The organism is Pantoea sp. ABR1s (assembly GCF_057812235.1).
Genome location: NZ_CM173823.1, coordinates 2,663,326 through 2,689,118, shown reverse-complemented (window position 1 = coordinate 2,689,118; position 25,793 = coordinate 2,663,326). Strand labels below are relative to the sequence as shown.

22 protein-coding genes are annotated in these 25,793 nt (G+C 53.7%); 13 read left to right on the top strand and 9 right to left on the bottom strand.

The genetic code is table 11. The features are described from left to right. Window positions 1-540 precede the first annotated feature (540 nt). From ACXKZD_RS12690 to ACXKZD_RS12675, 4 genes are all read left to right on the top strand, one after another. Complete coding sequence (locus ACXKZD_RS12690; protein ID WP_033757180.1) at window positions 541-1,521, top strand: glycosyltransferase family 2 protein; 981 nt, start codon at window positions 541-543, stop codon at window positions 1,519-1,521. A gap of 101 nt (window positions 1,522-1,622) precedes the next feature. Then, window positions 1,623-2,924 (top strand): flippase, encoded by a 1,302-nt coding sequence (locus ACXKZD_RS12685; protein ID WP_488981646.1) that lies wholly within the window; start codon window positions 1,623-1,625, stop codon window positions 2,922-2,924. A 134-nt stretch (window positions 2,925-3,058) separates the two neighbouring features. Further along, window positions 3,059-4,069, top strand: coding sequence for a quinone-dependent dihydroorotate dehydrogenase (gene pyrD, locus ACXKZD_RS12680; RefSeq protein WP_010255000.1), 1,011 nt, complete (start codon window positions 3,059-3,061; stop codon window positions 4,067-4,069). 153 nt (window positions 4,070-4,222) lie between these two features. Then, window positions 4,223-4,765 carry a cell division protein ZapC gene (locus ACXKZD_RS12675; protein ID WP_010255003.1) on the top strand — a complete coding sequence of 181 codons (543 nt, stop codon included), beginning with the start codon at window positions 4,223-4,225 and terminating at the stop codon, window positions 4,763-4,765. Here the strand turns inward: ACXKZD_RS12675 and ACXKZD_RS12670 are convergent, their stop codons facing one another. After that, the gene (locus ACXKZD_RS12670) at window positions 4,766-5,875 is read right to left on the bottom strand and encodes a YcbX family protein (RefSeq protein WP_010255007.1); all 1,110 of its coding nucleotides are present in this window, start codon (window positions 5,873-5,875) and stop codon (window positions 4,766-4,768) included. It lies immediately after the preceding gene. A gap of 110 nt (window positions 5,876-5,985) precedes the next feature. On the opposite strand from ACXKZD_RS12670, the gene rlmKL reads away from it, so the two are divergent. From rlmKL to rmf, 6 genes are all read left to right on the top strand, one after another. Continuing rightward, complete coding sequence (rlmKL, locus tag ACXKZD_RS12665; protein ID WP_324700287.1) at window positions 5,986-8,100, top strand: bifunctional 23S rRNA (guanine(2069)-N(7))-methyltransferase RlmK/23S rRNA (guanine(2445)-N(2))-methyltransferase RlmL; 2,115 nt, start codon at window positions 5,986-5,988, stop codon at window positions 8,098-8,100. Window positions 8,101-8,106: 6 nt separating this feature from the next. After that, on the top strand, window positions 8,107-10,023 hold the full coding sequence (locus tag ACXKZD_RS12660; protein WP_010255011.1) for an ABC transporter ATP-binding protein: 1,917 nt from the start codon (window positions 8,107-8,109) through the stop codon (window positions 10,021-10,023). Between the two features lie 14 nt (window positions 10,024-10,037). Next, on the top strand, window positions 10,038-11,306 hold the full coding sequence (gene pqiA / locus ACXKZD_RS12655) for a membrane integrity-associated transporter subunit PqiA (RefSeq protein WP_010669781.1): 1,269 nt from the start codon (window positions 10,038-10,040) through the stop codon (window positions 11,304-11,306). Next, window positions 11,293-12,936 carry an intermembrane transport protein PqiB gene (pqiB, locus tag ACXKZD_RS12650; protein ID WP_400368279.1) on the top strand — a complete coding sequence of 548 codons (1,644 nt, stop codon included), beginning with the start codon at window positions 11,293-11,295 and terminating at the stop codon, window positions 12,934-12,936. Before pqiA ends, pqiB begins: the two co-directional genes overlap by 14 nt. Then, window positions 12,933-13,502: a membrane integrity-associated transporter subunit PqiC gene (gene pqiC, locus ACXKZD_RS12645; protein ID WP_033757190.1), complete on the top strand. Its 570-nt coding sequence runs from the start codon at window positions 12,933-12,935 to the stop codon at window positions 13,500-13,502. The genes pqiB and pqiC overlap by 4 nt, the downstream gene beginning before the upstream one ends. A 279-nt stretch (window positions 13,503-13,781) precedes the next feature. Next, a complete protein-coding gene (rmf, locus tag ACXKZD_RS12640; protein WP_008925875.1) occupies window positions 13,782-13,949 on the top strand; it encodes a ribosome modulation factor in 168 nt (55 codons plus the stop codon). A 68-nt stretch (window positions 13,950-14,017) separates the two neighbouring features. Here the strand turns inward: rmf and fabA are convergent, their stop codons facing one another. Further along, entirely contained in the window at window positions 14,018-14,536 is a 519-nt protein-coding gene (gene fabA / locus ACXKZD_RS12635) for a bifunctional 3-hydroxydecanoyl-ACP dehydratase/trans-2-decenoyl-ACP isomerase (protein ID WP_009091047.1), read from the bottom strand. A 68-nt stretch (window positions 14,537-14,604) separates the two neighbouring features. After that, window positions 14,605-16,473, bottom strand: a complete 1,869-nt coding sequence (locus ACXKZD_RS12630; protein ID WP_052061741.1) for an AAA family ATPase — start codon at window positions 16,471-16,473, stop codon at window positions 14,605-14,607. Window positions 16,474-16,526: 53 nt separating this feature from the next. Here ACXKZD_RS12630 and matP point away from each other — a divergent pair, with 53 nt between their 5' ends. Further along, a complete protein-coding gene (gene matP / locus ACXKZD_RS12625) occupies window positions 16,527-16,994 on the top strand; it encodes a macrodomain Ter protein MatP (protein ID WP_138919647.1) in 468 nt (155 codons plus the stop codon). A gap of 95 nt (window positions 16,995-17,089) precedes the next feature. On the opposite strand, the gene ompA is transcribed toward matP, so the two are convergent. Further along, a complete protein-coding gene (gene ompA / locus ACXKZD_RS12620; protein ID WP_010255028.1) occupies window positions 17,090-18,160 on the bottom strand; it encodes a porin OmpA in 1,071 nt (356 codons plus the stop codon). Between the two features lie 350 nt (window positions 18,161-18,510). Beyond that, window positions 18,511-19,002: an SOS-induced cell division inhibitor SulA gene (gene sulA / locus ACXKZD_RS12615; protein WP_010255031.1), complete on the bottom strand. Its 492-nt coding sequence runs from the start codon at window positions 19,000-19,002 to the stop codon at window positions 18,511-18,513. A gap of 210 nt (window positions 19,003-19,212) precedes the next feature. On the opposite strand from sulA, the gene ACXKZD_RS12610 reads away from it, so the two are divergent. Beyond that, window positions 19,213-19,842: a TfoX/Sxy family DNA transformation protein gene (locus ACXKZD_RS12610; protein WP_010669784.1), complete on the top strand. Its 630-nt coding sequence runs from the start codon at window positions 19,213-19,215 to the stop codon at window positions 19,840-19,842. Here ACXKZD_RS12610 and yccS read toward each other — a convergent pair. Beyond that, the gene (yccS, locus tag ACXKZD_RS12605) at window positions 19,839-21,998 is read right to left on the bottom strand and encodes a YccS family putative transporter (RefSeq protein ID WP_187494374.1); all 2,160 of its coding nucleotides are present in this window, start codon (window positions 21,996-21,998) and stop codon (window positions 19,839-19,841) included. The genes ACXKZD_RS12610 and yccS overlap by 4 nt on opposite strands. After that, window positions 21,982-22,422 carry a YccF domain-containing protein gene (locus ACXKZD_RS12600; protein ID WP_010669786.1) on the bottom strand — a complete coding sequence of 147 codons (441 nt, stop codon included), beginning with the start codon at window positions 22,420-22,422 and terminating at the stop codon, window positions 21,982-21,984. Before ACXKZD_RS12600 ends, yccS begins: the two co-directional genes overlap by 17 nt. A 123-nt stretch (window positions 22,423-22,545) precedes the next feature. On the opposite strand from ACXKZD_RS12600, the gene helD reads away from it, so the two are divergent. After that, window positions 22,546-24,600 (top strand): DNA helicase IV, encoded by a 2,055-nt coding sequence (gene helD, locus ACXKZD_RS12595; RefSeq protein WP_182500402.1) that lies wholly within the window; start codon window positions 22,546-22,548, stop codon window positions 24,598-24,600. A gap of 1 nt (window position 24,601) precedes the next feature. Here the strand turns inward: helD and mgsA are convergent, their stop codons facing one another. Further along, window positions 24,602-25,060 carry a methylglyoxal synthase gene (mgsA, locus tag ACXKZD_RS12590; RefSeq protein WP_488981645.1) on the bottom strand — a complete coding sequence of 153 codons (459 nt, stop codon included), beginning with the start codon at window positions 25,058-25,060 and terminating at the stop codon, window positions 24,602-24,604. 69 nt (window positions 25,061-25,129) lie between these two features. Next, window positions 25,130-25,771: a YccT family protein gene (locus ACXKZD_RS12585; protein WP_010246655.1), complete on the bottom strand. Its 642-nt coding sequence runs from the start codon at window positions 25,769-25,771 to the stop codon at window positions 25,130-25,132. Between the last annotated feature and the right edge of the window lie 22 nt (window positions 25,772-25,793).

Sequence of the window (25,793 nt, the reverse complement as noted above, 5' to 3'; positions counted from 1 at the left end):
TGATACGAGATCGTCAAAATGAGACGGTTCAGCAGAAAAAATAGCTTTCGTCTGATTGCTTAATCATTTTCCCTGAGAGTGGCGCGGCAATAAAGCGAAACGGCTGACAAAAGAGCGCTGCGAAGCAGCACAGAATCAGCTTATCTGCGGCAAGCATCTTTCAGGGATTAGGATTAGTTGCAGAAAGAAGACTGTAATAAAAATGAAGGAATGCTGAACTTATTCATCGTTTCAGATGTTCGCTTACAGATTCCTGAATCTGGTTACGTCTGCTTCACAGGGCTATTTTAAATCGATCATCAACGGTTTTAACATTAACGCAGGCTATAGATGCACTTTCGTTAACAGTGATTCTCACGTGAAACGTTAAGATAATTTTTACGACTGGTCTTTTTTCGCCTTACCGGTTTAAGATAATCAGGCTAAATGAAAGCCATCATAATATTAGCGCATTACTCTTTTCGACGTTTCGCCTCTGGTCATGCCCTGCATCTGGCGGGTGAATCGTATTGTCTTTTTTCTAACAGCAGAGAATTGCCTATGTCTGACACTTTATTATCAGTGATTATTCCAACTTACAATGTTGAAAAATATATTGTGGAGTGCGTCGATTCATTATTACGTCAGGTTAAAGCGCCCAATGAAATACTCATTGTGAATGATGGCTCCACCGATGGAACATTAGCCTTACTTGAACAGAATTATGCGCATCTTTCTCAGGTGAAAATAATTACCACTGAAAATGGCGGTGCCGGTCATGCACGGGATGTGGGTATTGAGCAGGCGCAGGGCCAGTTTCTCTTTTTCTGTGACCCGGATGACGTCGTAGCGGATGGGCTGGTAGCTGAACTGGCCATGGTGGCGGAAAAGCACCCTGAAACCAACCTGTTCTGTTTTAACTCCTGCGTCTACCGCGATGGTCAGACAGAGATCACATCGCCAAAAGTCAGACACGAACACTTCGGCCAGCAGAAATCGCAGGAAGTCTTATTGGGCCTGCTGCGTAACGGCAGCTATACCTCTGCGGCCTGGAGCTATGTCATCAGCAAACGCGTTATTGAGCAGCATAAATTACGCTTTGTTAAGCGCGTTCATGAAGATCACAATTTTACGCTCTCCTGCTTTATGAAAAGTCAGCAGGCATGGGTCAGTCATCAGGTCTATTATAAACAGCGTATTCGCAACGGCTCACTGACTAACAGTACCAAAAGTAATGAGTTTTTCTATCAGCGCTATGATGCCTTTATGCACGCCTACAACACCTTAACCTGTTCTCAGGTTAAATCAGCGTGGCGCGATACGCTGGAAAAAGCTTATTTAGTGCACTCGTTTCGTCTGATGATCTATTTATCACTCTATAATCGCACCCCTGTTCCGGAATATGTGCTTAACGCTATTCGCTTTATGGGCCGTAATGTGAAAACAGAGAGCTTTAAAGAGTGGTTATTGTTCAAACGTCCTGAACTGTTTATAGCGCTACAGCATTACAAGGTTAAAAAAGAGCTGAAAAACGCGGCCTGATTCTGAAAAACAGCCTGATTCTGAAAAATGTTTAGCGATATTGTTTATGCCTTTACGAAATGAGAAGGTGAGACATGCAATGTGTATAAGGTTGTTGCGTCATGGCAAAAGTTCTCGATAAAAGTCTGGTTATTAATATTTTTTCGCTGCTGGCTTACCGCGGCGCGTCGTTTTTGTTCCCGCTGGCCACGCTGCCCTATCTTGCCCGCGTTCTGGGTGTAGAGCAGATGGGTACGCTGGCGCTGGCGATCGCCTGCGTGCTCTATTGCAGCACCATCTCCGACTGGGGATTCAATGTCTTTACCACCAAAGATATTGCTCACCATCGTGATGACAAAGAACGCGTCAGCCAGCTCTTCTGGTCAACGTTTAACGCCAAGCTGATGCTGCTGGTGGTCACCAGCGGCACGCTGCTGACCGCGACCTGGTTTAATCCCTCCTGGCACCCTCTGTTCTTCATTATTCTGGCGAACTGCACCACGCTGGTCGGCTCGCTGTTTTCATTCGGCTGGCTGATGCAGGGCTTTGAGAAGCTGGGTAAGACGGCGATGATCGCCACCTTCGGTAACTTCTGTGCGATTCCGCTGACCTTTTTGCTGGTGAAATCCCCGCAGGACACCTGGCTGGCGGCCCTGATCCCTGGCGCGGTCTCCATTATCAGCGCGGCGATTACGCTGAAGTTTGTGCTGGAGATGAAAGTCATTGGCCGCTATCGCTTTGAACCACGCGAAATCAAACAGCGCATCACCGACAGCATGGATGTGTTTATCGCCATTGCCGGCGCTAACCTTTTCAACAGCGTCAACGTGGTGATTCTCGCCTCCTTTGCTTCTACTTACATGGTAGGGATCTACAACGGCGCCGATCGCCTGCGTAAAGCGGCCAACTCTGTCCCGGAGCAGATTGGCAGCGCCTTCTTCCCACGCGTCAGCCACCTGTTTGGCCGGGATAAACGGGCCGCGATTGCGGCGACACGCAAAAGCCTGCTGCTGTCGTTCTCCCTGAGTCTGGCAATTGTGATCTTTACCTGGTTTTTTGCTGACCTGGTGGTCTCCATATTGCTGGGTAAAGACTTTATCCCGTCGGCGGATGTGCTGCGCGTCTTTGTGCTCTGCTTCCTGTTTGGCAACATTGCCTACCCGGCTGGATTACAGATTCTGATCCCACATGGTCTGGCCCGCCAGCGTATGTGGGTGATGATGGCCGCTGGTGTGGTTAACGTGCCGCTCTGCTGTTTCCTGGCGTGGAAGTTTGGCGCAATCGGTGCCGCATGGTCGATGGTCGGGGCTGAAGCGTTCGTCTGTCTCGGTATTTTTGGCATCATGCAACGTCACGGCATCCTGCGGGAATATCTGTTTCCCTCTGAGGTGAAAAATCAACCCGTAAACGATTCCGCCGCGTAAGATCAAAGCATTTTCAGATAGTTTTATGCATCCCCGCTGTTCGATTTACTTTTGCGCCAGAGCACTTTACCATTCTGGCGCACATTTTCCCGTGCACCGACTTCCACGATCGCTTCCGTCCTTCAGGAGAGTGCATGTTTTATCCTATCGTCCGACCGGCGCTGTTTAAACTTGATCCCGAACGCGCACACGAACTCACTTTTCAGCAACTGCGTTTTATGAACGGCACCCCACTGGAGATGTTTTATCGCCAGAATCTGCCGTCGCGTCCGGTCACCTGTATGGGACTGACCTTTAAGAATGCCCTTGGCCTGGCGGCGGGTCTGGATAAGAACGCAGAGTGCATTGATGCGTTTGCGGCGATGGGCTTTGGCTTTGTTGAAGTCGGCACCGTCACGCCGCGCGCCCAGGCGGGGAACGATAAGCCACGCATGTTTCGTCTGGTGGAAGCGGGCGGAATTATCAATCGGATGGGGTTTAATAATCTGGGTGTTGATCACCTGGTTGAAAACGTGAAGAAAGCGCGCTTTAACGGCGTGCTGGGGATCAATATCGGTAAAAATAAAGATACGCCGGTCGAGCAGGGCAAAGATGATTATCTCATCTGCATGGAAAAGGTTTATGCCCACGCCGGTTATATCGCCATCAATATTTCCTCACCTAACACCCCAGGTTTACGTTCGCTGCAATATGGCGAGGCGCTGGATGATCTGCTTTCTTCCATCAAACAGAAACAAAAAGAGCTGGAACAGCGTCATCTGAAATATGTTCCGCTGGCCGTAAAAATTGCGCCCGATCTCTCTGAAGAAGAGTTAATTCAAGTCGCGGACAGTTTAATTCGTCATCAGATTGATGGCGTGATTGCCAGCAATACCACGCTCGATCGTTCGCTGGTGAGCGGTCTTAAGCATGCTGAAGAAGCGGGTGGGTTAAGTGGACGGCCAGTACAGTCGCGCAGCACGGCGGTGATCCAGCGTCTCTCTCAGGAACTGCAGGGACGGTTGCCGATTATTGGCGTAGGCGGGATCGATTCTCTGACGGCAGCGCGTGAAAAAATCGCCGCCGGGGCAACACTGGTTCAGATTTATTCAGGCTTTATTTATCAGGGGCCAGGCTTAATTAAAGATATCGTCACCCATCTCTAAGACAATTCTCACAATCATTGGCCGGGGGGTTTATTTATCCCCTCGGCTCGTTTATATTTTGTCCTGTTGCACGCTTTTTCAGCTTTTCCTTATGTTTCTTTTTTCGCTGAATTCTGCGTGATTTTTGGCGCAGCGGTAAATACAGGGCACACGATGAAAATTAAACCCGATGATAACTGGCGTTGGTATTTTGACAACAGCCACGACCGAATGATGCTCGACCTGGCAGACGGTATGCTTTTCCGTTCCCGTTATTCCCGCAAGATGCTCACGCCGGATGCCTTCACTGAATCGGGTTTTTGTGTCGATGACGCCGCCCTTTATTACACCTTTGAAGAGACCTGCCGTCAGTGCAAACTCAGTGGCAGCCATCGCGCCGAACTGGTGTTAAATGCGCTGGTCGCTGCACGCTTCCTCAAGCCACTGATGCCGAAAAGCTGGCATTTCGCCTCTTATGCTCCGGCAATGCAGCCCCGTCCCGGTGAAATGGTACAGGTTACGCTGGCAGAAGAGGGAACGCAGGCACGACTGCTGGTGGTTGAGAGTGGCGATAATGCGGCGCTCTGCCTGCTGGCGCAGCCGGGATTGACGCTGGCCGGAAAAAACATGGTGCTCGGCGATGCCATCAAGGTGATGAACGATCGCCTGCAGCCCCTGTATCAGGATGTCGCGCCGCGCTACGCCCGCGCAGTCTGACTACCTTAGTTCTACATCGCCAGCCGGAATACAGCTGCAGCTCAACAGCGTGCCGTCCTGACGCAGGGCGCTCTGTTTCAGCGCCTTAACCTCACCCGCGACCAGACTCAGCTTGCAACTGCCGCACAGTCCCGCCCGACAGGAGTAGGGGATCCGGAAGCCCTGCATCTCCAGCTGATCCAGTAATACCTGCTGATTATCCCCGGTGAACGTCTGACCCTGAAACGTGATAGCCACGGCATCTGGCGCCTGCTGCTTTGGTTTCAGTGTTTCGACCACTTCACCGGCACCATAGCTGCGCGGTGCATGACGTTTCAGGACAATCATCTCATCACCGGCGCGCACCACCCCACTGTTGCGCGCCACTAAGTTCAGACCGAAATCAATATCCCCGCTGCCATCCAGGGCGGTGCGGAACGTCTGCAGCGTGGCCAGTGGATGACCGGCAGGATGCTTAACGCCGGTCTCGGTGCTGACAGTGGTGAGCACGCAGCGACTGCATGGCTTAGGCACCTCGAATATCACGTCGCCAATCTGAATCTCCGCCCAGCTGTCTTCATCCCATGCGGCAGCGCCGCTGACGACCAGATTCGGACGAAACTGTTCGGCACGGACGCTGGCCGGGCAGCGCTGTTGCAGATCATGCAGCGACGCGTTGTTGATCAGCAAAAACGGAAAGCCGTCGGCAAAGCTCAGCGGAATATGATTAAACGCTTTAACCCGGCGGCTGGGTTGCGGCCCGACCCAGCGCAACTGAACCTCACGCGGGAAGAACTGGCTCAGCCATTGGTTAATCGCAGGCGGCGCTATGCGCGCGGTGAAATGATTTCCCCAGACTTCGGTGGGGTGATCCTGCTCATCGAAATCGCTGAAGCGGATCAGGGAGTGACTGCCATCCGGGGCCGTCAGCAGCAGGCCATCCGGTAAAATCGCGGGCGTGAAGCGCACCATCTCCGGATGCTGACGCGCGGTAATAAAGGTGCCATCAGGTTCGGTCACCATAAACAGACGATCAAATGCCAGTCCGCTGTCAGTGACCAGCGCGTGTGACAGCGCTAATCCCCGCATCGACTTCACAGGATGAATAAATAAGCGGGAAAGCGTGATCATGGTGTTCTCCTTGAACCCGACGCGCAGCACAAAAGAAGCTAACTTTATGACATAGGTCTCCGATTCGCTATAATGCGCGACAATTTTCTCAAGAGTTAAAAAGTGACGATATGAATTCTCTGTTTGCCAGCACGGCGCGTGGGCTCGAAGAGCTGTTAAAAAGTGAGCTGGACGCGCTGGGCGCGCAGGATTTGCAAGTGGTGCAGGGAGGCGTTCACTACGAAGCCGACGATCGCACTATGTACCAAAGCCTGATGTGGAGTCGTTTAGCATCACGCATCCTGTTGCCGCTGGGAGAGTTTGGCGTCTACAGCGATCTGGATCTCTATCTGGGCGTGCAGAGCGTGGACTGGCCGACGATGTTCGGCAGCGACAAAACCTTTGTTGTGCATTTCAGCGGCACCAACGATTCGATCCGTAACAGCCAGTTCGGCGCGCTGAAAGTGAAAGATGCCATCGTGGACAGCTTTACCCGTCAGAACCTCGAACGACCCAACGTCGATCGTGAGCAGGCAGATATCCGTGTCAACGTCTGGCTGAATGATGATCGCGCCAGCATTGCGCTGGATCTCAGCGGCAGCTCGCTGCATCAGCGTGGTTATCGCCAGCAGACCGGTCAGGCGCCGTTAAAAGAGACCCTGGCGGCGGCCATCGTGCTGCGTTCTGGCTGGGAGCCGACGACACCGCTGATCGATCCGATGTGTGGTTCCGGTACGCTGCTGATTGAAGCCGCACTGATTGCCTGCGATCGTGCGCCAGGCCTGCTGCGCAAGCACTGGGGCTTCACCGCCTGGAGCCAGTTTAACGCTGCGTTGTGGCAGGACGTTAAAACCGAGGCGCAGAATCGTGCCCGCAGTGGTACGGCTGCCACTCAGGCGCGCTTCTTTGGCTACGACAATAATGGTCGGGTGCTGGAGTGGGCGCAGGCGAATGCCCGCCGCGCTGGCGTCTTTGAACTTTTCACCTTCGGCCAGCAGGATCTGCTGAAGCTGACTAATCCGGTCGATCCGGCGGTTCACGGTACGGTGCTGAGTAATCCTCCTTACGGTGAACGTCTGGAGAGCGAACCAGCCCTGATTGCGCTGCACAGCCAGCTCGGACGTCTGATGAAGCAGCATTTTGGCGGCTGGAACCTGTCGCTGTTCAGCGCCTCGCCAGAACTGCTGAGCTGCCTGCAGTTGCGTGCCGATCGCCAGTTTAAAGCGAAGAACGGTCCGCTGGATTGCGTGCAGAAAAACTATAAGCTGGCGGTTAACAGTCATGAAAGCGCCGGACAGATTGCGGAAGATTACGCTAACCGCCTGCGTAAAAACGTGAAGAAACTGGAGAAGTGGGCGCGTCAGGAAGGCATTGAATGCTACCGTATTTATGATGCCGATCTGCCAGACTACAACGTTGCTGTCGATCGCTATGGCGACTGGGTGATTATCCAGGAGTATGCGCCACCGAAAACCATCGATCCTGATAAAGCGCGTCAGCGTCTGTTCGATGTCATCAGCGCAACGCTGAGCGTGCTGCAACTGCCTGCCGACCGTCTGATTATGAAAACGCGTGAACGCCAGAAAGGCAAAGCGCAGTATCAGAAGCTCAGCGAGAAGGGCGACTATTTCGAAGTTAAAGAGTTTAATGCGCGTTTCTGGGTGAATCTGACCGACTATCTCGATACCGGCCTGTTCCTCGATCACCGCATTGCCCGTAAAATGCTGGGCCAGATGAGTCAGGGCAAAGATTTCCTGAACCTGTTTGCCTATACCGGTACTGCCAGTGTGCATGCCGGTCTGGGTGGCGCGCGTTCAACCACCACGGTAGATATGTCGCGTACCTATCTGGAGTGGGCGGAGCGCAACCTGCGTCTTAACGGACTGACCGGGCGTCAGCATCGTCTGATGCAGGCGGACTGTCTGAGCTGGCTGAATGAGAGTGACGAGAACTTTGACCTGATCTTTATCGATCCGCCAACGTTCTCCAACTCAAAACGTATGGAAGAGAGCTTCGACGTTCAGCGCGATCATATGATGCTGATGCGTAACCTGAAGCGCCTGCTGCGTCGCGGCGGCACCATCATGTTCTCCAATAACAAACGCGGTTTCAAAATGGACATGGATGGCCTGAAATCACTGGGCCTGCAGGCGCAGGATATTACCCAGAAAACGCAGTCGCAGGACTTCGCGCGTAACCGTCAAATTCACAACTGCTGGCTGATCACTCACGCCGGTAAGGAATAAGCTTACATGTCATTAATCAGTATCCACGGCGCTTATCTCTCCTTCAGCGATGCGCCGCTGTTAGACAACACCGAACTGCACATCGAAGAGAACGAACGCGTCTGTCTGGTGGGCCGTAACGGTGCGGGTAAATCCACGCTGATGAAAATCATCAATGGCGAACAGCCACTGGATGATGGCCGCATTATTTATGAAACCGATCTGGTCGTGGCGCGTCTGCAACAGGATCCGCCGCGCAATATTACCGGTTCGGTGTATGACTTCGTGGCCGAGGGCGTTGAAGAGCAGGCTGAGCATCTGAAAGCCTATCACGCCATTTCCCATGTGGTGATGGAAGACCCCAGCGATAAAAACCTCAATGAGATGGCGCGTCTGCAGAGCATTCTCGACCACCAGAATCTGTGGCAGCTGGAGAGCCGCATCCATGACGTGCTGGAGCAGATTGGTCTGCAGCCCGATACCGAGCTGTCGTCGCTCTCGGGCGGCTGGCTGCGTAAAGCGGCGCTGGGCCGTGCGCTGGTGAGTAACCCGCGCGTCCTGATGCTGGATGAGCCAACCAACCACCTCGATATCGAAACCATCGACTGGCTGGAAACGTTCCTGAAGAACTTCACCGGCAGCATCATCTTTATTTCCCATGACCGTTCGTTTATCCGCAACATGGCGACGCGCATTGTCGATCTGGACCGGGGCAAGCTGGTCTCCTGGCCAGGCAACTACGATCTCTATCTGGAAGGCAAAGAGGAAGCGTTGCGCGTTGAAGAGATGCAGAACGCGGAATTTGACCGTAAGCTGGCGCAGGAAGAGGTGTGGATCCGTCAGGGCATCAAAGCCCGTCGTACCCGTAATGAAGGTCGTGTGCGTGCGCTGAAAGCGCTGCGTCGTGAACATTCAGAACGTCGTGAAGTGATGGGCAAAGCCAACATGCAGGTGGGCGAAGCGTCCCGTTCCGGCAAGATTGTCTTTGAGCTGGAAAATGTCGACTACGCGGTCGATGGCAAAGTGCTGGTGAAGGACTTCTCAACCCAGGTGCAGCGTGGCGACAAAATTGCGCTGATCGGACCGAACGGCTGCGGGAAAACTACCTTACTGCGCCTGATGCTGCAGCAGCTGAAAGCTGACCATGGTCGTGTGCATTCCGGTACCAAGCTGGAAGTCGCCTACTTTGACCAGCATCGCGCTGAACTGGATCCGGATCGCACCGTGATGGACAACCTGGCCGAAGGCAAGCAGGAAGTACTGGTCAACGGCAAACCGCGCCACGTACTGGGCTATCTGCAGGACTTCCTGTTCCATCCAAAACGTGCCATGACGCCGGTGCGCGCCCTTTCGGGCGGTGAACGAAACCGTCTGCTGCTGGCGCGCCTGTTCCTGCGTCCCAGCAACCTGATGATTCTGGATGAACCGACTAACGACCTTGACGTCGAAACGCTGGAACTGCTGGAAGAGCTGATTGATGGCTATCAGGGTACCGTCTTACTGGTGAGCCACGATCGTCAGTTCGTCGATAATACCGTTACCGAGTGCTGGATTTTTGAAGGCAACGGTGAGATTGGTACCTTTGTTGGCGGTTATCACGATGCTCAGCAGCAGCGCGCCGCCTACCGGCAGCACAAGGCGGCAGCACCGGCGAAAGCGACGGGCAACGCCTCTAAGCCTGCAACCGAGAAGGGTGATGCGAAGCGTAGCGTGAATAAACTCAGCTACAATCTGGCGCGTGAGCTGGAACAGCTGCCGCAAAAACTGGAGCAGCTGGAAGCGCGTATCGGAGAACTGCAGGCGAAGATGAGTCATCCCGACTTCTTCAGTCAGGCACACGATCAGACGCAACCGGTGCTGGATAATCTGGCTCAGACTGAGCAGGAGCTGGAAACCGCTTTTGCGCGCTGGGAAGAGCTAGAGTCACTGAAAAACGGCGCGTAGGGCAGGGCTAACGGATGTGTTCAGCAGTGAAAAGTAACGCGTGGATGCTCTGTCCACAATGCGATTTAATGATTAAGCTGCCGGACATTCCCGTTGGCAGCCGTGCGTCATGCCCGCGCTGCCACACCTCCCTGACGGCCAACTGGCACGAACCGCGTAAACGGCCAACGGGCTATGCGCTGGCAGCGCTGTTTATGCTGCTGCTGGCGAATCTGTTTCCTTTTGTCTCAATGAAGGTGGCAGGGCTGACCAGCCAGATCACGCTGGCGCAGATACCTCAGGTGATGGTGACGGAAGATTACAGCAGTCTGGCGACGCTGTTCCTTCTCTTTGTGCAGGCGGTTCCGGCCTTCTGCATGATCACCATTATCCTGCTGGTCAATCGGGTCCCGTTGCCGACTGGACTCAAAACTGGTCTGGCACGTATTCTGTTTCAGCTGCGTAACTGGGGCATGGCAGAAATCTTTATGGCGGGCGTGCTGGTCAGTTTCGTCAAGCTGATGGCCTATGGCGAGATCGGCCTGGAGACCAGCTTCTGGCCATGGGTTCTGTTCTGTCTGCTGCAGTTGCGGGCCTTTCAGTGCGTTGATCGACGTGGCTTGTGGGACAGTCTGTCACCCCGACCTGCGCTGCCCCATCCGCCCGAAGTGGGCATCAGTGGTTTAGAGCAGGGTCTGCGCTCCTGTCCCTGCTGTACGGCCATTCTGCCGGAAGCAGAGCATAAGTGTCCCCGCTGCGGCGTCACGGCCGAGGCACGGCGTAAGCACAGCCTGCAGTGGACGCTGGCGCTGTTGTTCACCTCAATACTGCTTTATATCCCGGCCAACCTGTTGCCGATCATGGTGACGGAAACCCTCGGCACAGCCTATCCCTCCAATATCATGGCGGGGGTGATTGTGCTGTGGGGCGATGGCTCCTATCCGGTGGCGCTGGTGATCTTTATCGCCAGTATCATGGTGCCTACGCTGAAAATGCTGGCGATTGGCTGGCTTTGCTGGGATGCCAGCGGACGCGGACAGCGTGACAGCCACAGGATGCACAAAATTTATGAAGTGGTCGAATTTGTTGGCCGCTGGTCAATGATCGACGTGTTTGTTATTGCCGTGCTCTCTGCGCTGGTGCGCATGGGGCAATTAATGAATGTTTATCCCGCGTGGGGGGCAGTATTGTTTGCAATGGTGGTGATTATCACCATGATTGCTGCCATGACCTTTGACCCGCGATTAACCTGGGATCGTGTACGCGAAAACAATATGAAGGAGTCGCGCCTTGACGGAAACTAATCACGGCCATGCAAAGGTGGAACAGATTAAGCGCTGGTCGCCGGTCTGGATTGTCCCCATCGTTACGCTGTTAATCGGCGGATGGATCCTCTTTTATCACTTCAGCCATCAGGGGCCGGAAGTCACCCTCATCACCGAAAACGCCGAAGGCATTGTTGCGGGTAAAACCACGATTAAAAGCCGTAGCGTGGATGTCGGTGTGGTGGAAAGCGCGGTGTTAAGCGACGATCTCCACCATGTGGAAATCAAAGCGCGCCTGAATGCCGGCATGGGAAAATTGCTGCACAGCGACAGCGTTTTCTGGGTGGTGAAACCGCAGGTGGGTCGCGAAGGGATCAGCGGTCTCGGTACTCTGTTATCCGGTGCCTATATCGAATTGCAGCCTGGCACTAAAAGCCAGGCACCCGAGCAGTTTAAGCTGCTGGATGCGCCGCCGTTAGCGCCACCGGATGCCAAAGGGATTCGCATCGTGCTGGACAGCAAGAAAGCGGGTCAGCTCAATCCGGGGGATCCGGTCCTGTTCCGCGGCTATCGCGTCGGTACGGTCGAGACCAGTGTTTTCGATACCGAAAAACGCATGATGACCTATCAGCTGTTTGTCGCTGCGCCTTACGATCGCCTGATTACAACCAATGTGCGCTTCTGGAAGGACAGCGGCATCGCCGTGGATATGTCCGCTTCAGGAATGCGGGTGGAAATGGGATCGCTGACCACACTGTTCAGCGGCGGCGTCAGTTTTGACGTGCCGGATGGCTGGGAGCTGGGTCAGCCTGCGCAGAATAAGTCTGATTATCATCTGTTTGACGATCAGCGCAGCATTCAGGACTCGCTCTACACCAACCATATTGATTACCTGATGTTCTTCACCGACTCCATCCGTGGTCTGCAGGCGGGGGCGCCGGTTGAGTTCCGCGGCATTCGCCTGGGTACCGTCTCAGAAGCGCCATTGATGAAAGCCGGTCTGGACCAGGCGCTGAACAATGATTACCGCGTGCCGGTGCTGATTCGCATTGAGCCGGATCGCTTTATCAGCCGACTGGGTGAGAACTTCGATCTGCAACAGCATCTGCAGGATGGTAAAAAACGTGGCCTGCGTGCGACGCTGAAAACCGGTAGCCTGTTGTCGGGGGCGCTCTATGTCGATCTCGACTTCTATGACAATGCACCGCCTTACAAAGGGCCGCAGAAAGTCTCTGGCTATGAAGTTATCCCAACGGTCAGCGGTGGCCTGAGTCAGATTCAGCAGAAGCTGATGGCGGCGCTGGATAAGATCAACAGTCTGCCACTGAACGGTATGGTCAATGAAGCGACAGGCACGCTGAAAGAGAGCCAGAAAACGATGCGTGATCTGCAGCGCACCATCGACAACATCAACAAAGTCACCGCCAGTCCGGCTATGAAAACCCTGCCGGAAGACCTGCAGCAGACATTGCGCGAGCTGAACCGCAGCATGAAAGGCCTGCAGCCAGGCTCACCAGCCTACAGCAAGCTGGTGGGGGATATGCAGCGCCTGGATAAGGTTCTGCGTGAACTCCAGCCGGTGTTAAGAACGCTTAACACCAAGAGCAATGCGCTGGTATTTGAGGCAAAACCGGGACAGGATCCCCAGCCGAAGAGGGCGAAACAGTGAATAAAGGATTGATACTTTGTGCCGCGCTGGTGTTGAGTGCGTGCAGTAGCAGCGTTGACAATACCTGGTATCAGCTGCCCTCCGGGGCGGCTTCCATGCAGGTCAGCAGCAGCCAGCTGAATGAAGCGCAACCGATGTTATGGGTGCAGCAGGTGACGGTGCCGGACTATCTGGCAGGCAACGGACTGGTTTATCAGACCAGCGATGTCAAATACGTTATCGCCGCGAATAATCTCTGGGCCAGCCCGCTCGATCAGCAGTTGCAGCAGACATTGATCACTAACCTGAGCAAGGCGCTGCCAGGCCGACTGGTCGCAGGTTCACCTTTAGGCGCGCAGCACGATACGCTGAATGTGACCGTGACAGGCTTTCAGGGACGCTATGATGGCAAAGCAATCGTCAGTGGCGAATGGACGCTGGAACATCAGGGCCGGCTGACTAAACAGGCGTTTAACCTGGTACTGCCGCAGACCGAAGATGGCTACGATGCGATGGTCAGAACGCTGGCGGCGGGCTGGCAACAGACAGCACAGAAGATTGCCAATAGTGTGGTTGCGTTAAATTAAGATTGATGCGAATAAATAAGCTAAGCCCCTGACCGATTGTCGTGCTTTTTCGACATGGGTGAGGGGCTTTTTTATTAGCTTAATCAGAAAGATAGTGTTGTCGCATGCATCACAGAACGTCATTATTTTTACCGATTAAGGTCACATTTATGACACTGGCATGAAGATTGGGCATTGATCTTTGGGTGCGCAGGAGGTAGAACATAAGGGTGGTTGAACATTAATTCACCACTTTTCTTTCCACCAGATTCCACAGACCTTACATGAGGGACACGGAGTATGAAGAGACAGAAACGAGACCGCCTCGAACGCGCCCATTCACGTGGTTATCAGGCAGGCATTACTGGACGCTCAAAAGAGATGTGTCCGTATCAGTTGATTGACGCTAAGTCTCACTGGTTGGGAGGTTGGCGACAAGCCATGGAGGACAGGTCGGTAGCTGCATAACCGGATGTCACTGAAAAGGGAATATAACCTCCGCCATGCGCGGAGGTTTTTGTTTCCGGGGGAAACACTTAGAAAGCGGCGGTATCTTTAAACAGGCCGACTTTAAGATCGCTGGCGGTATAGATCAGATTACCGTCAACCAGCACTTCACCATCTGCCACACCCATAACCAGTTTGCGGTTAATAACGCGTTTGAAGTGAATGCGGTAAGTCACTTTCTTCGCATCTGGCAGGACCTGACCGGTGAATTTCACTTCACCCACGCCCAGCGCACGACCTTTACCTTCGCCGCCCAGCCAGCCCAGATAGAAACCAACCAGCTGCCACATGGCATCAAGGCCCAGACAACCCGGCATCACCGGATCGCCAATAAAGTGACAGCCGAAGAACCAGAGATCAGGATTGATATCCAGCTCCGCTTCAACAAAGCCTTTGTCATATTTGCCGCCGTCTTCGGTCATTTTGACCACGCGGTCCATCATCAGCATGTTGCCGGATGGAAGCGGCGGACCATTTTCGCCAAACAGTTCACCACGACCTGACAGAATCAGATCTTCTTTGGTATAGGATTCGCGTTTATCTACCATGTTTTCAATAAGCCTTGTTTTAGTGAATCATGAATATTAGCGAACAGTTGTACGCTGAGCAAATCGGATTAACGGTGGTTGAACCAGTTAAGCCAGCGCAGTGCCCAGGGACGTTGCGGACCGTCCGGCTGGTTGAACAGGCTAATGCGTTCCTGGATGGTATTCAGCAGGCAATCGCCCAGGCCATCCTCGGTACTCCAGATTTTACCGGTCAGCAGCGGTAGCGCTTCATCGGCACGGTCAATTGCCCAGATATGGAAATGACCCTGTTCAACCGCACTGACAACGGCCTGGCTGAGGCTGAGATGACGGACATTGCTGGCGGGAATAATCACACCCTGCTGACCTGTCAGTTCTCGCTGATGGCAGATATCAAAAAAGCCTTCGATTTTCTCATTCAATCCGCCCACCGGTTGTACGTTGCCAAACTGATCAACCGAGCCGGTCACCGCAATTTGCTGATTGATGGGCTGATTAGCCAGCGCGCTGATTAAGGCACAGAGTTCAGCCAGTGAAGCACTGTCACCATCCACCTCGGAGTAAGATTGCTCAAAGACCATTGAGGCCGAGAAGGGCAGTTGCTGATCGAGTTCCAGTTCGGCAATCAGGTAAGCCTGCATAATCATCATGCCTTTGGCATGAATATTACCGCCCAGCTCCGCTTTACGCTCGATATCCATGAATTCGCCATCGCCGGGATGTACCACGCAGGTAATACGCGATGGATCGCCCCAGGCACGGGGGTGGCCAGGATATTCAACGACCGACAGGCCATTAATCTGACCAACCACTTCGCCTTCGGTTTCAATCAGAATCTGTCGCAGCAGGATCTCGTCACGCATCCGCTCATTAAGATAATTCTCGCGCCACAAACGCGCTTCCAGCGCATCACGCAGCGCTTCAGCATTCAGTTCATCGCCCATCAGGGCCGATTCGCGCATCTGGCGTTGTAGCCAGCGGGGGCAGAGTGGCAGCGTCTCCTGATCGCCGCTGTAGCGGACGCCTTCTTTGATCAGTTCTGGCCAGAAGTCTGCTTCCGGCATGGGCAGACCCGCCTGTTGCGCCAGTTCGATGTTCCAGCGACACCAGGCAAGCATGTCATCTTCATCCAGAATCTGAATATTCTCTTCAAATTCAGTATAGATGGCCATTTCGTGAGCTTCGGGATCCAGCTCCTGAAATTCTGCCAGCGCTTCCCGATCGCCACACAGGACCAGTTTCAGATTGAGGGGCAAAGGAGGAATCGAGACTGGCAGCGGCCGGCGTTCATCCTGAGATGTCCACTCAACATAGCCCTGCTCAATACACTTTTTCAGGCGCAACCAGAGAATCGGCTGCGTCATCAGGCTACGCAGTGAAAGCAGCAGCGTGCCGCCATTAGCACGATGGATCAGGCCCGGTTCCAGCTGGATGCGATCTTTATACTGGCGCACGCAGCCAAACAACTGCTCCATCTCAATCCATTCAGCAAAGTGAATACCACCCTGACTGGTGAACGGGCGTTGAGGATCGGAGGGGGGCTGGAGCGTGACGTTGTCGGCCATGATATGGTAATCACCGCCGAATAGAGTGGTACTGTCGACCATGACCCGCTCTGCGGCCTGGGCAATGAATGTCAGATAATCGCGATTCTCCTGGCTACGAACCAGCAGTAACGGGAACCCCTGCGTCTGATGGTGTAAATGCGCCAGTGCATTCAGCAACCGGGGCTGTACCGTTGCCAGAGCATCAGTTTCTTCATCAGCAATTCGGGAGAAAACGGATTGGTATTGCGCGCTATCTGGCTGTAAGGTCTGCCACGTAAGTTGAGTGCTGGTCAAAATAATCGCATTTGTCTGTTTTAAGAAAAGCGAGATTATACAGGATTCACCCTTGTTAAGCACTGCAGACTTCCTGTTGAAGATGTGATGGTGACAGCATGTTTTTCGTTGCTGCATCCGGGAAAAAAGCTGTTATTCTTAGTTCGTTACGTGATCACGATGAGATTCCGATGAAATACCAGCAACTCGAAAATCTTGAATGTGGATGGAAGTGGAAATACCTGGTGAAAAAACATCGGGAAGGTGAACTGATCACGCGTCACCTTGAGTTAAGCGCGGCGCAGGCAGCAGTGGATAAGCTGCTGGCAATGGAAAATAATCCGGTTACAGTGAATGAATGGATCGCAGAACATATTCACGCTGATCTGGATAACCGACTGAAGCAGACCATCCGTGCCCGACGAAAACGCCATTTCAACGCTGAACATCAGCATACGCGAAAAAAATCGATAGACCTGGAGTATCTGGTCTGGCAGCGACTGGCAGGTCTGGCACAGCGGCGCGGCTGCACGCTCTCTGAAACGATTGTTCAGCTGATAGAAGATGCAGAACGTAAAGAGAAATATGCCACTCAGATGTCGAGCCTGAAGCAGGATTTGCAGGCGATTCTGGGTAACTCCGGTTCAGAGAGCGAATAATCGGGCAGGGCAATCAGAGCCTTCATATCTCAGTCCGGTTTTATTAACGGCATAAAAAAACCCCGCCTTAGCGGGGTTTTTTATTACGTATAAACTTAAGCCTGTGGCTGAGTTACAACGTCTTTGATACCTTTAACGTCGATTTCTACACGACGGTCCGGCGCCAGGCAGTCGATCAGGGCATTACGGCCTTTCACGCTGTCACAGGTGTTGCCGGTAACTGGGTTAGATTCACCCATGCCACGTGCAGAGATCTTGTTAGAAGGAATACCTTTAGATACCAGGTAATCTACGACTGACTGAGCACGTTTCTCAGACAGTTTCTGGTTGTACTGCTCTGAACCGATGCGATCGGTGAAGCCCAGTACGACAACGGAACCATCTTTAGGATCCATTGAGCTCAGCTGGCTGTACAGCTGATCCAGAGCCTGCTGGCCTTCTGGCTTCAGGGTAGATTTGTTGAAGGTGAACAGAACGTCAGACTTCAGAGTGAAACGCTTGGTTTCAACAACTGGAGCTGGTGCTGGAGCCGGAGCTGGCGCCGGAGCAGCGACGTCATCCTGACCGAAGCGGTATGAAACGCCTACGCTCAGCATGCCGTTGTCTGGACGAGTACCAACGGTCTGTGCATCACCGATGTTGTTAACCCACTGGTAATCCAGACGGGTAGCCCAGTTTTTGGTCAGCGCATATTCAACACCAACAGCAGCCAGCGGAGATACGCCGGTGTCGTGGTCGCTGATGCGGCCAGTAGTTGGGTTAGTCTGCGTTGAGTCTGCACGCCATACCATGCCGCCCAGACGAGTATACACGTCCAGATCGTCATAGATTGGGTAGCTCAGTTTAGCAGCCAGCTGAACGCCCTGTGCTTTGAATGCGCCGTTAGTCACGTTGCCTTTGTTAGGCATGCGACCCAGCCAGTCATAGCCCAGCTCGAAGCCCAGGTATGGATTTGCCTGGTAACCAACGAATGCACCTGCACCCAGCTGGCTTTCATGAGTTGGACCGTCATTGTTTTCGTAACCGTTACCGTAGTAACCAGTGTCGTGATACTGAGACCAGCCCAGTTTAGCACCGGTGTACCAGGTGTCATCTTTCGGAGCGGCCTGCGCTACGGTAGCGAAGCCAGCCAGTGCCACTGCAATTGCGATAGCTGTCTTTTTCATTTTGCGCCTCGTTATCATCCAAATAGGCAATGAGCAAAAAGGTTGCTCTTGGTTTAAATCCTTCGCCGGGTCAAAACGCTCGCTTATGACTCTACCGCAAAAAACGGAGGTTATTGAGCACCCTGGCGAGCTAAAGTCTACAACGAGATTGGAAACTTACAAGTATGATGTGAGGCGCTTATGTAAAAAAACAGCGATTTATACACAATTTCTAACAATTAGGCTGGTCTTATCGTCGCGGCAAAAAGCCCTAAAAACTTGCTAAACCATTGTCAACGCTCGAACTAACAGAATCAGTGGTTTAGCTGCGACAGATAAGAAAAATAGCTTGGGAAACTTCTGATTTTTACTTAATGAAACAAATCCGACTGAATTTTTATCGCAGTTTGCGGTCTGAGAGGCGCTTCTGATGTCCCGCTTGCACGCAAAATCAATCCTAACGCTTCACCCTCTGCCGCCGCATTTTCAAGTTGACGTCGTTCATCTTCGTCAAGATCGTAAGGAATCCATGCCAGAACGACACTGTAATTTCCTGTACGCAATGCTTTAACCATCGCTTCAACCGCATTCAGACGTTCAGAATCGGCGATATGCATACTTTTATCCAGTGGTAATCCTGATTCCTGCAGCCAGGTGCGATTCAGTTTATATGCCGGTGTTAACCACAACTGCCAGCGTGATTGCTGACTCAGCTGCTGCAATAAAGGCAACAGCAACATCTGCATCATACCGGGCTGTTCGCTGTAGCGTAACTCAGTAATTCCACCGCCCTGAGAGGCCGGAACGGAAGAGGACGCATAATGATGAGCATAGCGTGAATTATTAGGATGTTGTGTTCGCATAAGTTAATCACCAGCAGTGGACTGTATGAATATACAGTACTGTCATCCTGGATAAAGATCAACCCAAATTTCTGAAAACGCCTCGCAAAATCGCGACAAGATTAGTTGAAACGCTATTTATTCATTGAACCCGTTGACGCTTTTTTTTATCTTCTAATTACCTGATACCCAAGGTAATTTACGATATATTTCTTACATGGAGGTGGTGCAATGAAAAAGGTGAATCCGGTTGTAGAGCGCTCCAGAGCGCGCCTGGCCCCATTAGGAACAATAGAGTCGCGCACCCAGTTCGGAGGCTATGCCCTGGCTGTAGAAAGTGTGGTTTTTGCCTTAATTAATAAAGACGAACTCTATCTGCGTGCCAGTGAACCTTTGCGGGAATACCTTACAGATCGTCCGCTGCAACCCCTGATTTTTCGCAAGCGGGGCAAGCTGGTGAGTCTCAATTACTTTCGGGTCGATGAGGCGTTGTGGCGCGACCCTGACCATCTGCTGGCGCTCTCTGCTGCCTCTTTAGAAACGGCGCAGCTGGAGTTGCAGGACCGACAATCCTCACCGCGGTTAAAAGATCTGCCAAATCTCAGCGTACGTATGGAGATGATGCTGTACGAGGCGGGCGTCATGAGCGTCAATCATCTCTACCAGATGGGGGCTAAACAGTGCTGGCTGAAGCTTAAAGCGATCAACCAGCACGTTGGGTTCCAGACATTACTTGCGCTGCAGGGGGCCATCACGGGCCACCATGCCGCTGCGCTGCCGCAGGCGACACGGGCGGAGCTGAATGCGTGGTTCCAGCGCACGCTTTTATCAAACCCCAATCTCAGAAACGGCGAAGGCTAATCAGTGATTAGCGTGCGGCGCAGGCGAGCCACATCGGGCATTAATGCCACCAGCAGACCGAGTTGCTGGAGCACCAGCGGCGCACGCGTATCCGCATCTGCGGCCAGCTGGCTGATTCGCTGAGCCAGTTGATGGCGCATCGTTTCTACGTGCTCATCGCTGACAACTTCCGTCTGCAGCACATCCTCCACATAGCAAACCGTATCATCCAGCAATGTCAGCAGTTCGGGTGCGGTAATTTTATCGCGGTGAGCGCCCAGCGCAGAAATGTAACTCAGAAACGAATGGTTGGAGCAAAGCAGCTGAAAAGCCGAATCGCGCAGCTTCTGGCTGGTGCGACTTTCACTGCTCATGTTTGAGACCACCGACGCCAGTTCAGCATCCGCGTTATGCGCATCACGCCGTGCAATGCGATAGGCGAGACGGTTATCTTTGCCCTGATGATATTGCTCCATGATCGCGTCCAGATAGCGGCAATTCGCTTTCAGCGTTCGTTCTGCCACGGCAGGTAACTGACGAAAGCGCCAGTCAGGCCAGATAAACGCGACAGCCAGCCAGGCCAGGCCACAGCCCAGTAAGGTATCCACTACCCGCGGCAGGGCAACTTCAAACCCTTCACCCAGCAGGTTAAAGCAGAGCAGCACCAGCAGAGTGATAAACAGCGTGGCCTGTGCATACTGCACCTGCCTGAAAGCGAAGAACAGTACGCCCGTGATTACTATCAGGATTAACTGACCTTCAATCGAAGGCACCAGCCATAAAACGGGCAGACCAATCGCAATCCCCGCCAGCGTTCCGCCGATGCGCAAGGCCAGCCGTCGCTGCGTTGCATTGTAGTTGGGCTGGCAGACAAACAGGCTGGTCAGCAAAATCCAGTATCCCCGCTCCAGCCCGGTTACCTGAATAAAACCATATCCAATACAGAGCACCACAGACATGCGAACCGCATGCCGGAACAGCGCCGATTCGGGAGAGAGGTGGCGGCTGAAGCGCAGCCGGATATCACTCCAGCCACTCAATCCTTCGCGTGACAGCAGATTGTCACTGTGCTGAGGATCTTCACCGGCCAGCGTCTGTTCTGATTCGATCGAAGCAAGCTGTGCGTCGATGGCGCGCAGGTTGCGCAGCAGCCAGAAAAGAGCACGGGTATGCGTAGCGTCAGGATCATGCTGCTCCAGACGTTCTATCGCTTTCTGTAATCGTTCAAATGCACGCTCAAAACGGCTGTCATGCACCCACCTTTGACGCATCAGAATGCAATGTGCCAGCTGGCGACAGGCCTGAGCCTGCATATTCAGCAGGCGCTGAAAGCGAAACAGAATTTCGTTGTAGCGCCAGTCGCCCCGCAGCAGATGATATTGCAGATGGGAAGAGCTGGCCCGTTCATGAATATCCTGCGCCACAAAGTAGTAGTGCAGACTACGGCGGGTGCCGCGCGACCCGCGATCGCCGCGCAGGCGACTCTGCAGTGTGGTCTTGGTCAGATTAAGTTGCGCCACTAACTGGCTGTTGACCATCGCCGCATCGATAAACGCGGCATCATCCTGATCGCCCGCGTCGGGATCAAAAAGATTCGCTTTGGCATCAAGGTAACGCGCCAGTTGTGAAAAACTCCCGGCCAGTTGCTCCTGCACCGGCCGGACCGGAAACATCAGATGGCCCAGTAATGTCAGCAGGTTGTACCACAACGCGCCAACCAGCAGCAGCATCGGCTGCATATACCACTGGCTGAACAGTCCGATGCCGAGCATGGTATAGACCGCAATCAGCAGAGCACCAAAGGCGATAGTTGCGTAGCGCTGGCCAAGGGCGCCCAGCAGAATAAAGCCCCAGGTCGAGATTGCCAGCCCGATAATAAAGGCGAATGGATAGGGAAACAGTAACTCGACTGAAACCGAGGCGATGCAGAAGCAGAGCAGGGTAATCAGCAGATTCTTCAGGCGACCGGCCAGGCGATCATCGAGATCGGCCAGCGCAGCAGCGACCACTCCCAGCGTCAGAGGGATCGTCCACTCAATCTGATGCAGCCACCAGGGAATGGCGGCGCAGCCACTCAGTGCAAACAGGATCCGCAGCAGATAGCGCCACGTACTGTTAAACAGATATTTGCGCCAGCCTGGCACGGCATCCGACATCATATTAATAGCGGCGGGCATTGGCTTCGCGCGCGGCGCGCGCCTCTTCCACTGATACCACCCTGCGGCCAACCGGCCAGAGCGCGATAGCGGCGATCTTAAAGTTCGCAATCCCTACCGGAATACCGATGATACTGATGCACTGCACAATCCCCACGGAGATGTGCGAAAGGCAGAGCCACCAGCCAAAGAAAATCAGCCAGAAGATATTCAGAAAGGTGCCGCCGGTATTCAGAATATGACTCTTACTTTCCGGACGCAGCACATCAACATGCACCGCCTCGTTGCCAAATGGCAGCAGCGAGAGTTTGGTGATTTCCCAGCAGGAGCGGGTCAGCGGCAGGGTAAAAATCAGCACGATGCTAATTAACGTGGCAAACAGCCAGCTCAGGGTGGTGAAAAAACCGCCCAGAACAAAATTAAGAATATTTAAAACGGTGCGCATGATCTTCTTTTCCTTTTGCATTCCGCAAGATGTGACGCCAAGTTTAGCCTGTTTTAAGGCTGGAGCGCTAAGGGTCTGACAGGTAAACTCCCCCTAATCCTATTCTCTGACGTTGGTGTCGGCGTGGAACTGAAAGCAACCTCGATGGGCAAACGGCTTGCCCAGCATCCCTATAATCGTGTCCGTTTAATGGCGGCAGGCGTCGAAGTCAGCGGCGATAAGCATGAGTATCTGATCCCCTTTAACCAGTTACTGGATATCGCCTGCAAGCGCGGGCTGGTGTGGGGCGAGCTGGAGTTTTTGCTGGCCGATGAAAAAGTGGTCCGCCTGCATGGCACGGAATGGCAGGAAACGCAGCGCTTTCACCACTATCTGCTGCAGGCCTGGCAGAGCTGGAGTCTGGAGATGAGCGCAGTGTGCCGCGAGGTGCTGCAGGCGCTACGCGACGAAATCGAGGCGTTTGGCGCGCAGGATCGCTGGCTGAACCGCCACGAGTTGCAGGCGCTGAAAACCAACATCCTCAAACAGTTCGATGCGTTGCCGATGCCGCTCTCCCGCTTAAAAGATTTTGCTGACTGCCGGGATAACTGGCAATTCTGTCAGCGCTGGCTGGAGCAGGGCGAAACGGCGTTGCGGCAGCGAAACCGCGACTGGACGGCCGCCATGCTGACCCGCTATCAGGATTTCTTTGCCAGCGTCGAGAGCACGCCACTCAATCAGTCGCAATGTGAGGCGGTTGTTAATGGCGAGAATTCTCTGCTGGTGCTGGCAGGCGCGGGCAGCGGTAAAACCTCGGTGCTGGTGGCTCGTGCAGGCTGGTTAATGCAGCGCAAGCTGGCCAGCGCCGATCAAATCCTGTTACTGGCATTTGGCCGCCAGGCGGCTGAAGAGATGAACGCACGTATCCAGTCGCGGCTCTCCGCCGCTGACATCCAGGCGCGGACTTTCCATTCTCTGGCGCTGCATATTATTCGTGAAGGCAGTAATAAGCAGCCGGTTATCAGCAAACTTGAGAGTGATGCCGATGCGCGTCGCACGCTGCTGATCCAGCAGTGGCGGCAGCAGTGCCATGAGAAGAAGGCGCAGGCAAACGGCTGGCGTCAGTGGCTGCGTGATGAACTGGAGTGGGAGTTGCCCGAGGGGCCATTCTGGGAGGACGACAGGCTGGCAAACCGGCTGGCGTCACGGCTGGAGCGCTGGCTTGGTCTGATGCGCATGCATGGCGGCGCGCAGGCAGCGATGATCGCCGACGTGCCCGAAGAGATCCGCGATCTCTTCAGTAAGCGCATTAAACTGATGGCACCGTTGCTGAAAGCGTGGAAGAGCGCATTAAAAGAGGAGGGCGCGGTCGATTTCTCGGGTCTGATTCACCAGGCGATTGCCATTCTGGAAAAAGGACGGTTTATCAGTCCGTGGAAACACATTCTGGTGGATGAATTCCAGGATATCTCGCCTCAGCGTGCCGCGTTGCTGAGCGCATTACGCCAGCAGAATAAGCGTACTGCACTGTTTGCTGTTGGCGATGACTGGCAGGCCATCTACCGCTTTAGTGGGGCGGAGATGACGCTGACGACGGCATTCCATCACTATTTTGGTGAAGGAGACCGCTGCGTACTGGACACAACCTACCGTTTCAACGACCGCATCGGCGACATTGCTAACCGGTTTATACAACAAAATCCGCAGCAGCTGGCAAAACCGCTGAACAGCATTACCAAAGGCAATAAAAAGTCGATTTCGCTGCTGGCGCAGGATCAGCTGGAAGCCTTGCTGAACAAACTCAGCGGTTACGCGAAGCCTGATGAGCGAATTCTGCTGCTGGCGCGTTATCACTATCTGCGACCGGATTTACTGGATAAAGCCAGAACCCGCTGGCCAAAGCTCAATCTGGAATTTATGACGATTCATGCCAGCAAAGGTCAGCAGGCAGATTACGTCATTCTGCTGGGATTACAGCAGGGTAAAGAGGGCTTCCCGGCAGAGGCGCGCGAATCGATTATTGAACAGGGCTTATTACCGCAGCCAGAAGCGTTCCCTGATGCAGAAGAGCGCCGTCTGGCCTATGTGGCACTGACGCGTGCGCGTCAGCAGGTTTTTCTGATGTTCGATAAGGCAGCCCCGTCACCGTTTGTCGATCACTTCCGCGAGCTGGGTGTGCCGGTGTTGCGTAAAGCCTGAGTTACTTCAGACGATCGGCCAGATAGCGCTGATAGTCGGGGATCATAATCTCAACGCTTTGCGCAAACAGTGGCGACTGAATGATAAAGTCAGCCGTGGAGCGGTTAGTGGCTACCGGGATATTCCATACGGTAGCCAGACGCAGCAGCGCTTTGACATCCGGATCGTGCGGCACTGCGTTGAGTGGATCCCAGAAAAAAATCAGTGCATCGATCTTTCCTTCCGAAATCAGCGCACCCACCTGCTGATCGCCGCCCATCGGGCCGCTCAGCATGGCTGTCACATTCAGGCCCGTATCGCGATTGATCAGCTTCCCGGTAGTGCCGGTAGCATAGAGGATGTGCGATTCCAGCGCGGGCTGGTTTTGTTTCACCCAGTCAAGCAGGGCAGCTTTGCAGTGGTCGTGGGCGACCAGCGCGATATGTTTTGTGGTGCCGAGGGTACGAACAGTCTGTTCCATAAAGGCGTCCTGGTAAGGCCCATGCGCAAGAAGAGAGAGCATGAGTGTACCTCTGGCCTTTCGACTCTATCAACTCGTACGTAGCATTTTGACCAGCGTCAGAAGCTGCTGACGCGTGGCTTCATCGAAGCGGTGAAACCAGCGGTGCAGCGAGGGCAGTTCGGCCTGAGTAGTCCAGTCCAGATCGGCGGTAAGCCGGACGGAAGAGGGCGTTGCAGAAGGGGTATTTGCAAACCGCGGCACAGAGGCAATCTGGCGGGTGCGATTATAATTCAGCATCGCTTTTTCCATATCTGCGGATGTAGTGACCGGCAGGTGGTCGCGCACGCTGGTAATCTCCATGCCTTTTTCATCCACCAGCTGAAAGTTCAGGCTGCGGTCAAAATGATAACGCTCGCGTTTTGTCTCCAGCGCAGGCAACTGAATGGTAATGGTTTTGGCAACCGCGGTGAACGTGACGATCATCGGTACCGACTGATAAGCGATGACGTTCTCATTCTGACCTTTGCGCTGCTGCTCTACCCGAAACAGAAACTGATGCTGACCGCGGTCCAGCTCCAGGCTGTCTGCGCCTTTGAGGAGGGAGCCTGAAATTTTTCGACCATCCAGCACCAGCAAATCGATCTGAGGATCGAGCTTTAATGTGATGGCAGAACAGGACGCCGAAACGAGGAGGGTAATTAACCCCGTAACAGCCAGCGACAGCTTCATTTCAACTCCGGTAACTGAAGAC

Bases quoted from the DNA above. Each gene is read 5' to 3' on its own strand.
- ACXKZD_RS12630 (WP_052061741.1), bottom strand. From the start codon at position 16,473: ATGCAGCAACGAAAAACATGCTGTCACCATCACATCTTCAACAGGAAG.
- ACXKZD_RS12675 (WP_010255003.1), top strand. From the start codon at position 4,223: ATGAAAATTAAACCCGATGATAACTGGCGTTGGTATTTTGACAACAGC.
- yccS (WP_187494374.1), bottom strand. From the start codon at position 21,998: ATGCCCGCCGCTATTAATATGATGTCGGATGCCGTGCCAGGCTGGCGC.
- ACXKZD_RS12585 (WP_010246655.1), bottom strand. From the start codon at position 25,771: ATGAAGCTGTCGCTGGCTGTTACGGGGTTAATTACCCTCCTCGTTTCG.
- fabA (WP_009091047.1), bottom strand. From the start codon at position 14,536: ATGGTAGATAAACGCGAATCCTATACCAAAGAAGATCTGATTCTGTCA.
- mgsA (WP_488981645.1), bottom strand. From the start codon at position 25,060: ATGGAACAGACTGTTCGTACCCTCGGCACCACAAAACATATCGCGCTG.
- ACXKZD_RS12685 (WP_488981646.1), top strand. From the start codon at position 1,623: ATGGCAAAAGTTCTCGATAAAAGTCTGGTTATTAATATTTTTTCGCTG.
- ACXKZD_RS12610 (WP_010669784.1), top strand. From the start codon at position 19,213: ATGAAAAAGGTGAATCCGGTTGTAGAGCGCTCCAGAGCGCGCCTGGCC.
- pqiA (WP_010669781.1), top strand. From the start codon at position 10,038: ATGTGTTCAGCAGTGAAAAGTAACGCGTGGATGCTCTGTCCACAATGC.
- rlmKL (WP_324700287.1), top strand. From the start codon at position 5,986: ATGAATTCTCTGTTTGCCAGCACGGCGCGTGGGCTCGAAGAGCTGTTA.
- ACXKZD_RS12690 (WP_033757180.1), top strand. From the start codon at position 541: ATGTCTGACACTTTATTATCAGTGATTATTCCAACTTACAATGTTGAA.
- rmf (WP_008925875.1), top strand. From the start codon at position 13,782: ATGAAGAGACAGAAACGAGACCGCCTCGAACGCGCCCATTCACGTGGT.
- ompA (WP_010255028.1), bottom strand. From the start codon at position 18,160: ATGAAAAAGACAGCTATCGCAATTGCAGTGGCACTGGCTGGCTTCGCT.
- ACXKZD_RS12660 (WP_010255011.1), top strand. From the start codon at position 8,107: ATGTCATTAATCAGTATCCACGGCGCTTATCTCTCCTTCAGCGATGCG.
- sulA (WP_010255031.1), bottom strand. From the start codon at position 19,002: ATGCGAACACAACATCCTAATAATTCACGCTATGCTCATCATTATGCG.
- pyrD (WP_010255000.1), top strand. From the start codon at position 3,059: ATGTTTTATCCTATCGTCCGACCGGCGCTGTTTAAACTTGATCCCGAA.
- ACXKZD_RS12600 (WP_010669786.1), bottom strand. From the start codon at position 22,422: ATGCGCACCGTTTTAAATATTCTTAATTTTGTTCTGGGCGGTTTTTTC.
- ACXKZD_RS12670 (WP_010255007.1), bottom strand. From the start codon at position 5,875: ATGATCACGCTTTCCCGCTTATTTATTCATCCTGTGAAGTCGATGCGG.
- matP (WP_138919647.1), top strand. From the start codon at position 16,527: ATGAAATACCAGCAACTCGAAAATCTTGAATGTGGATGGAAGTGGAAA.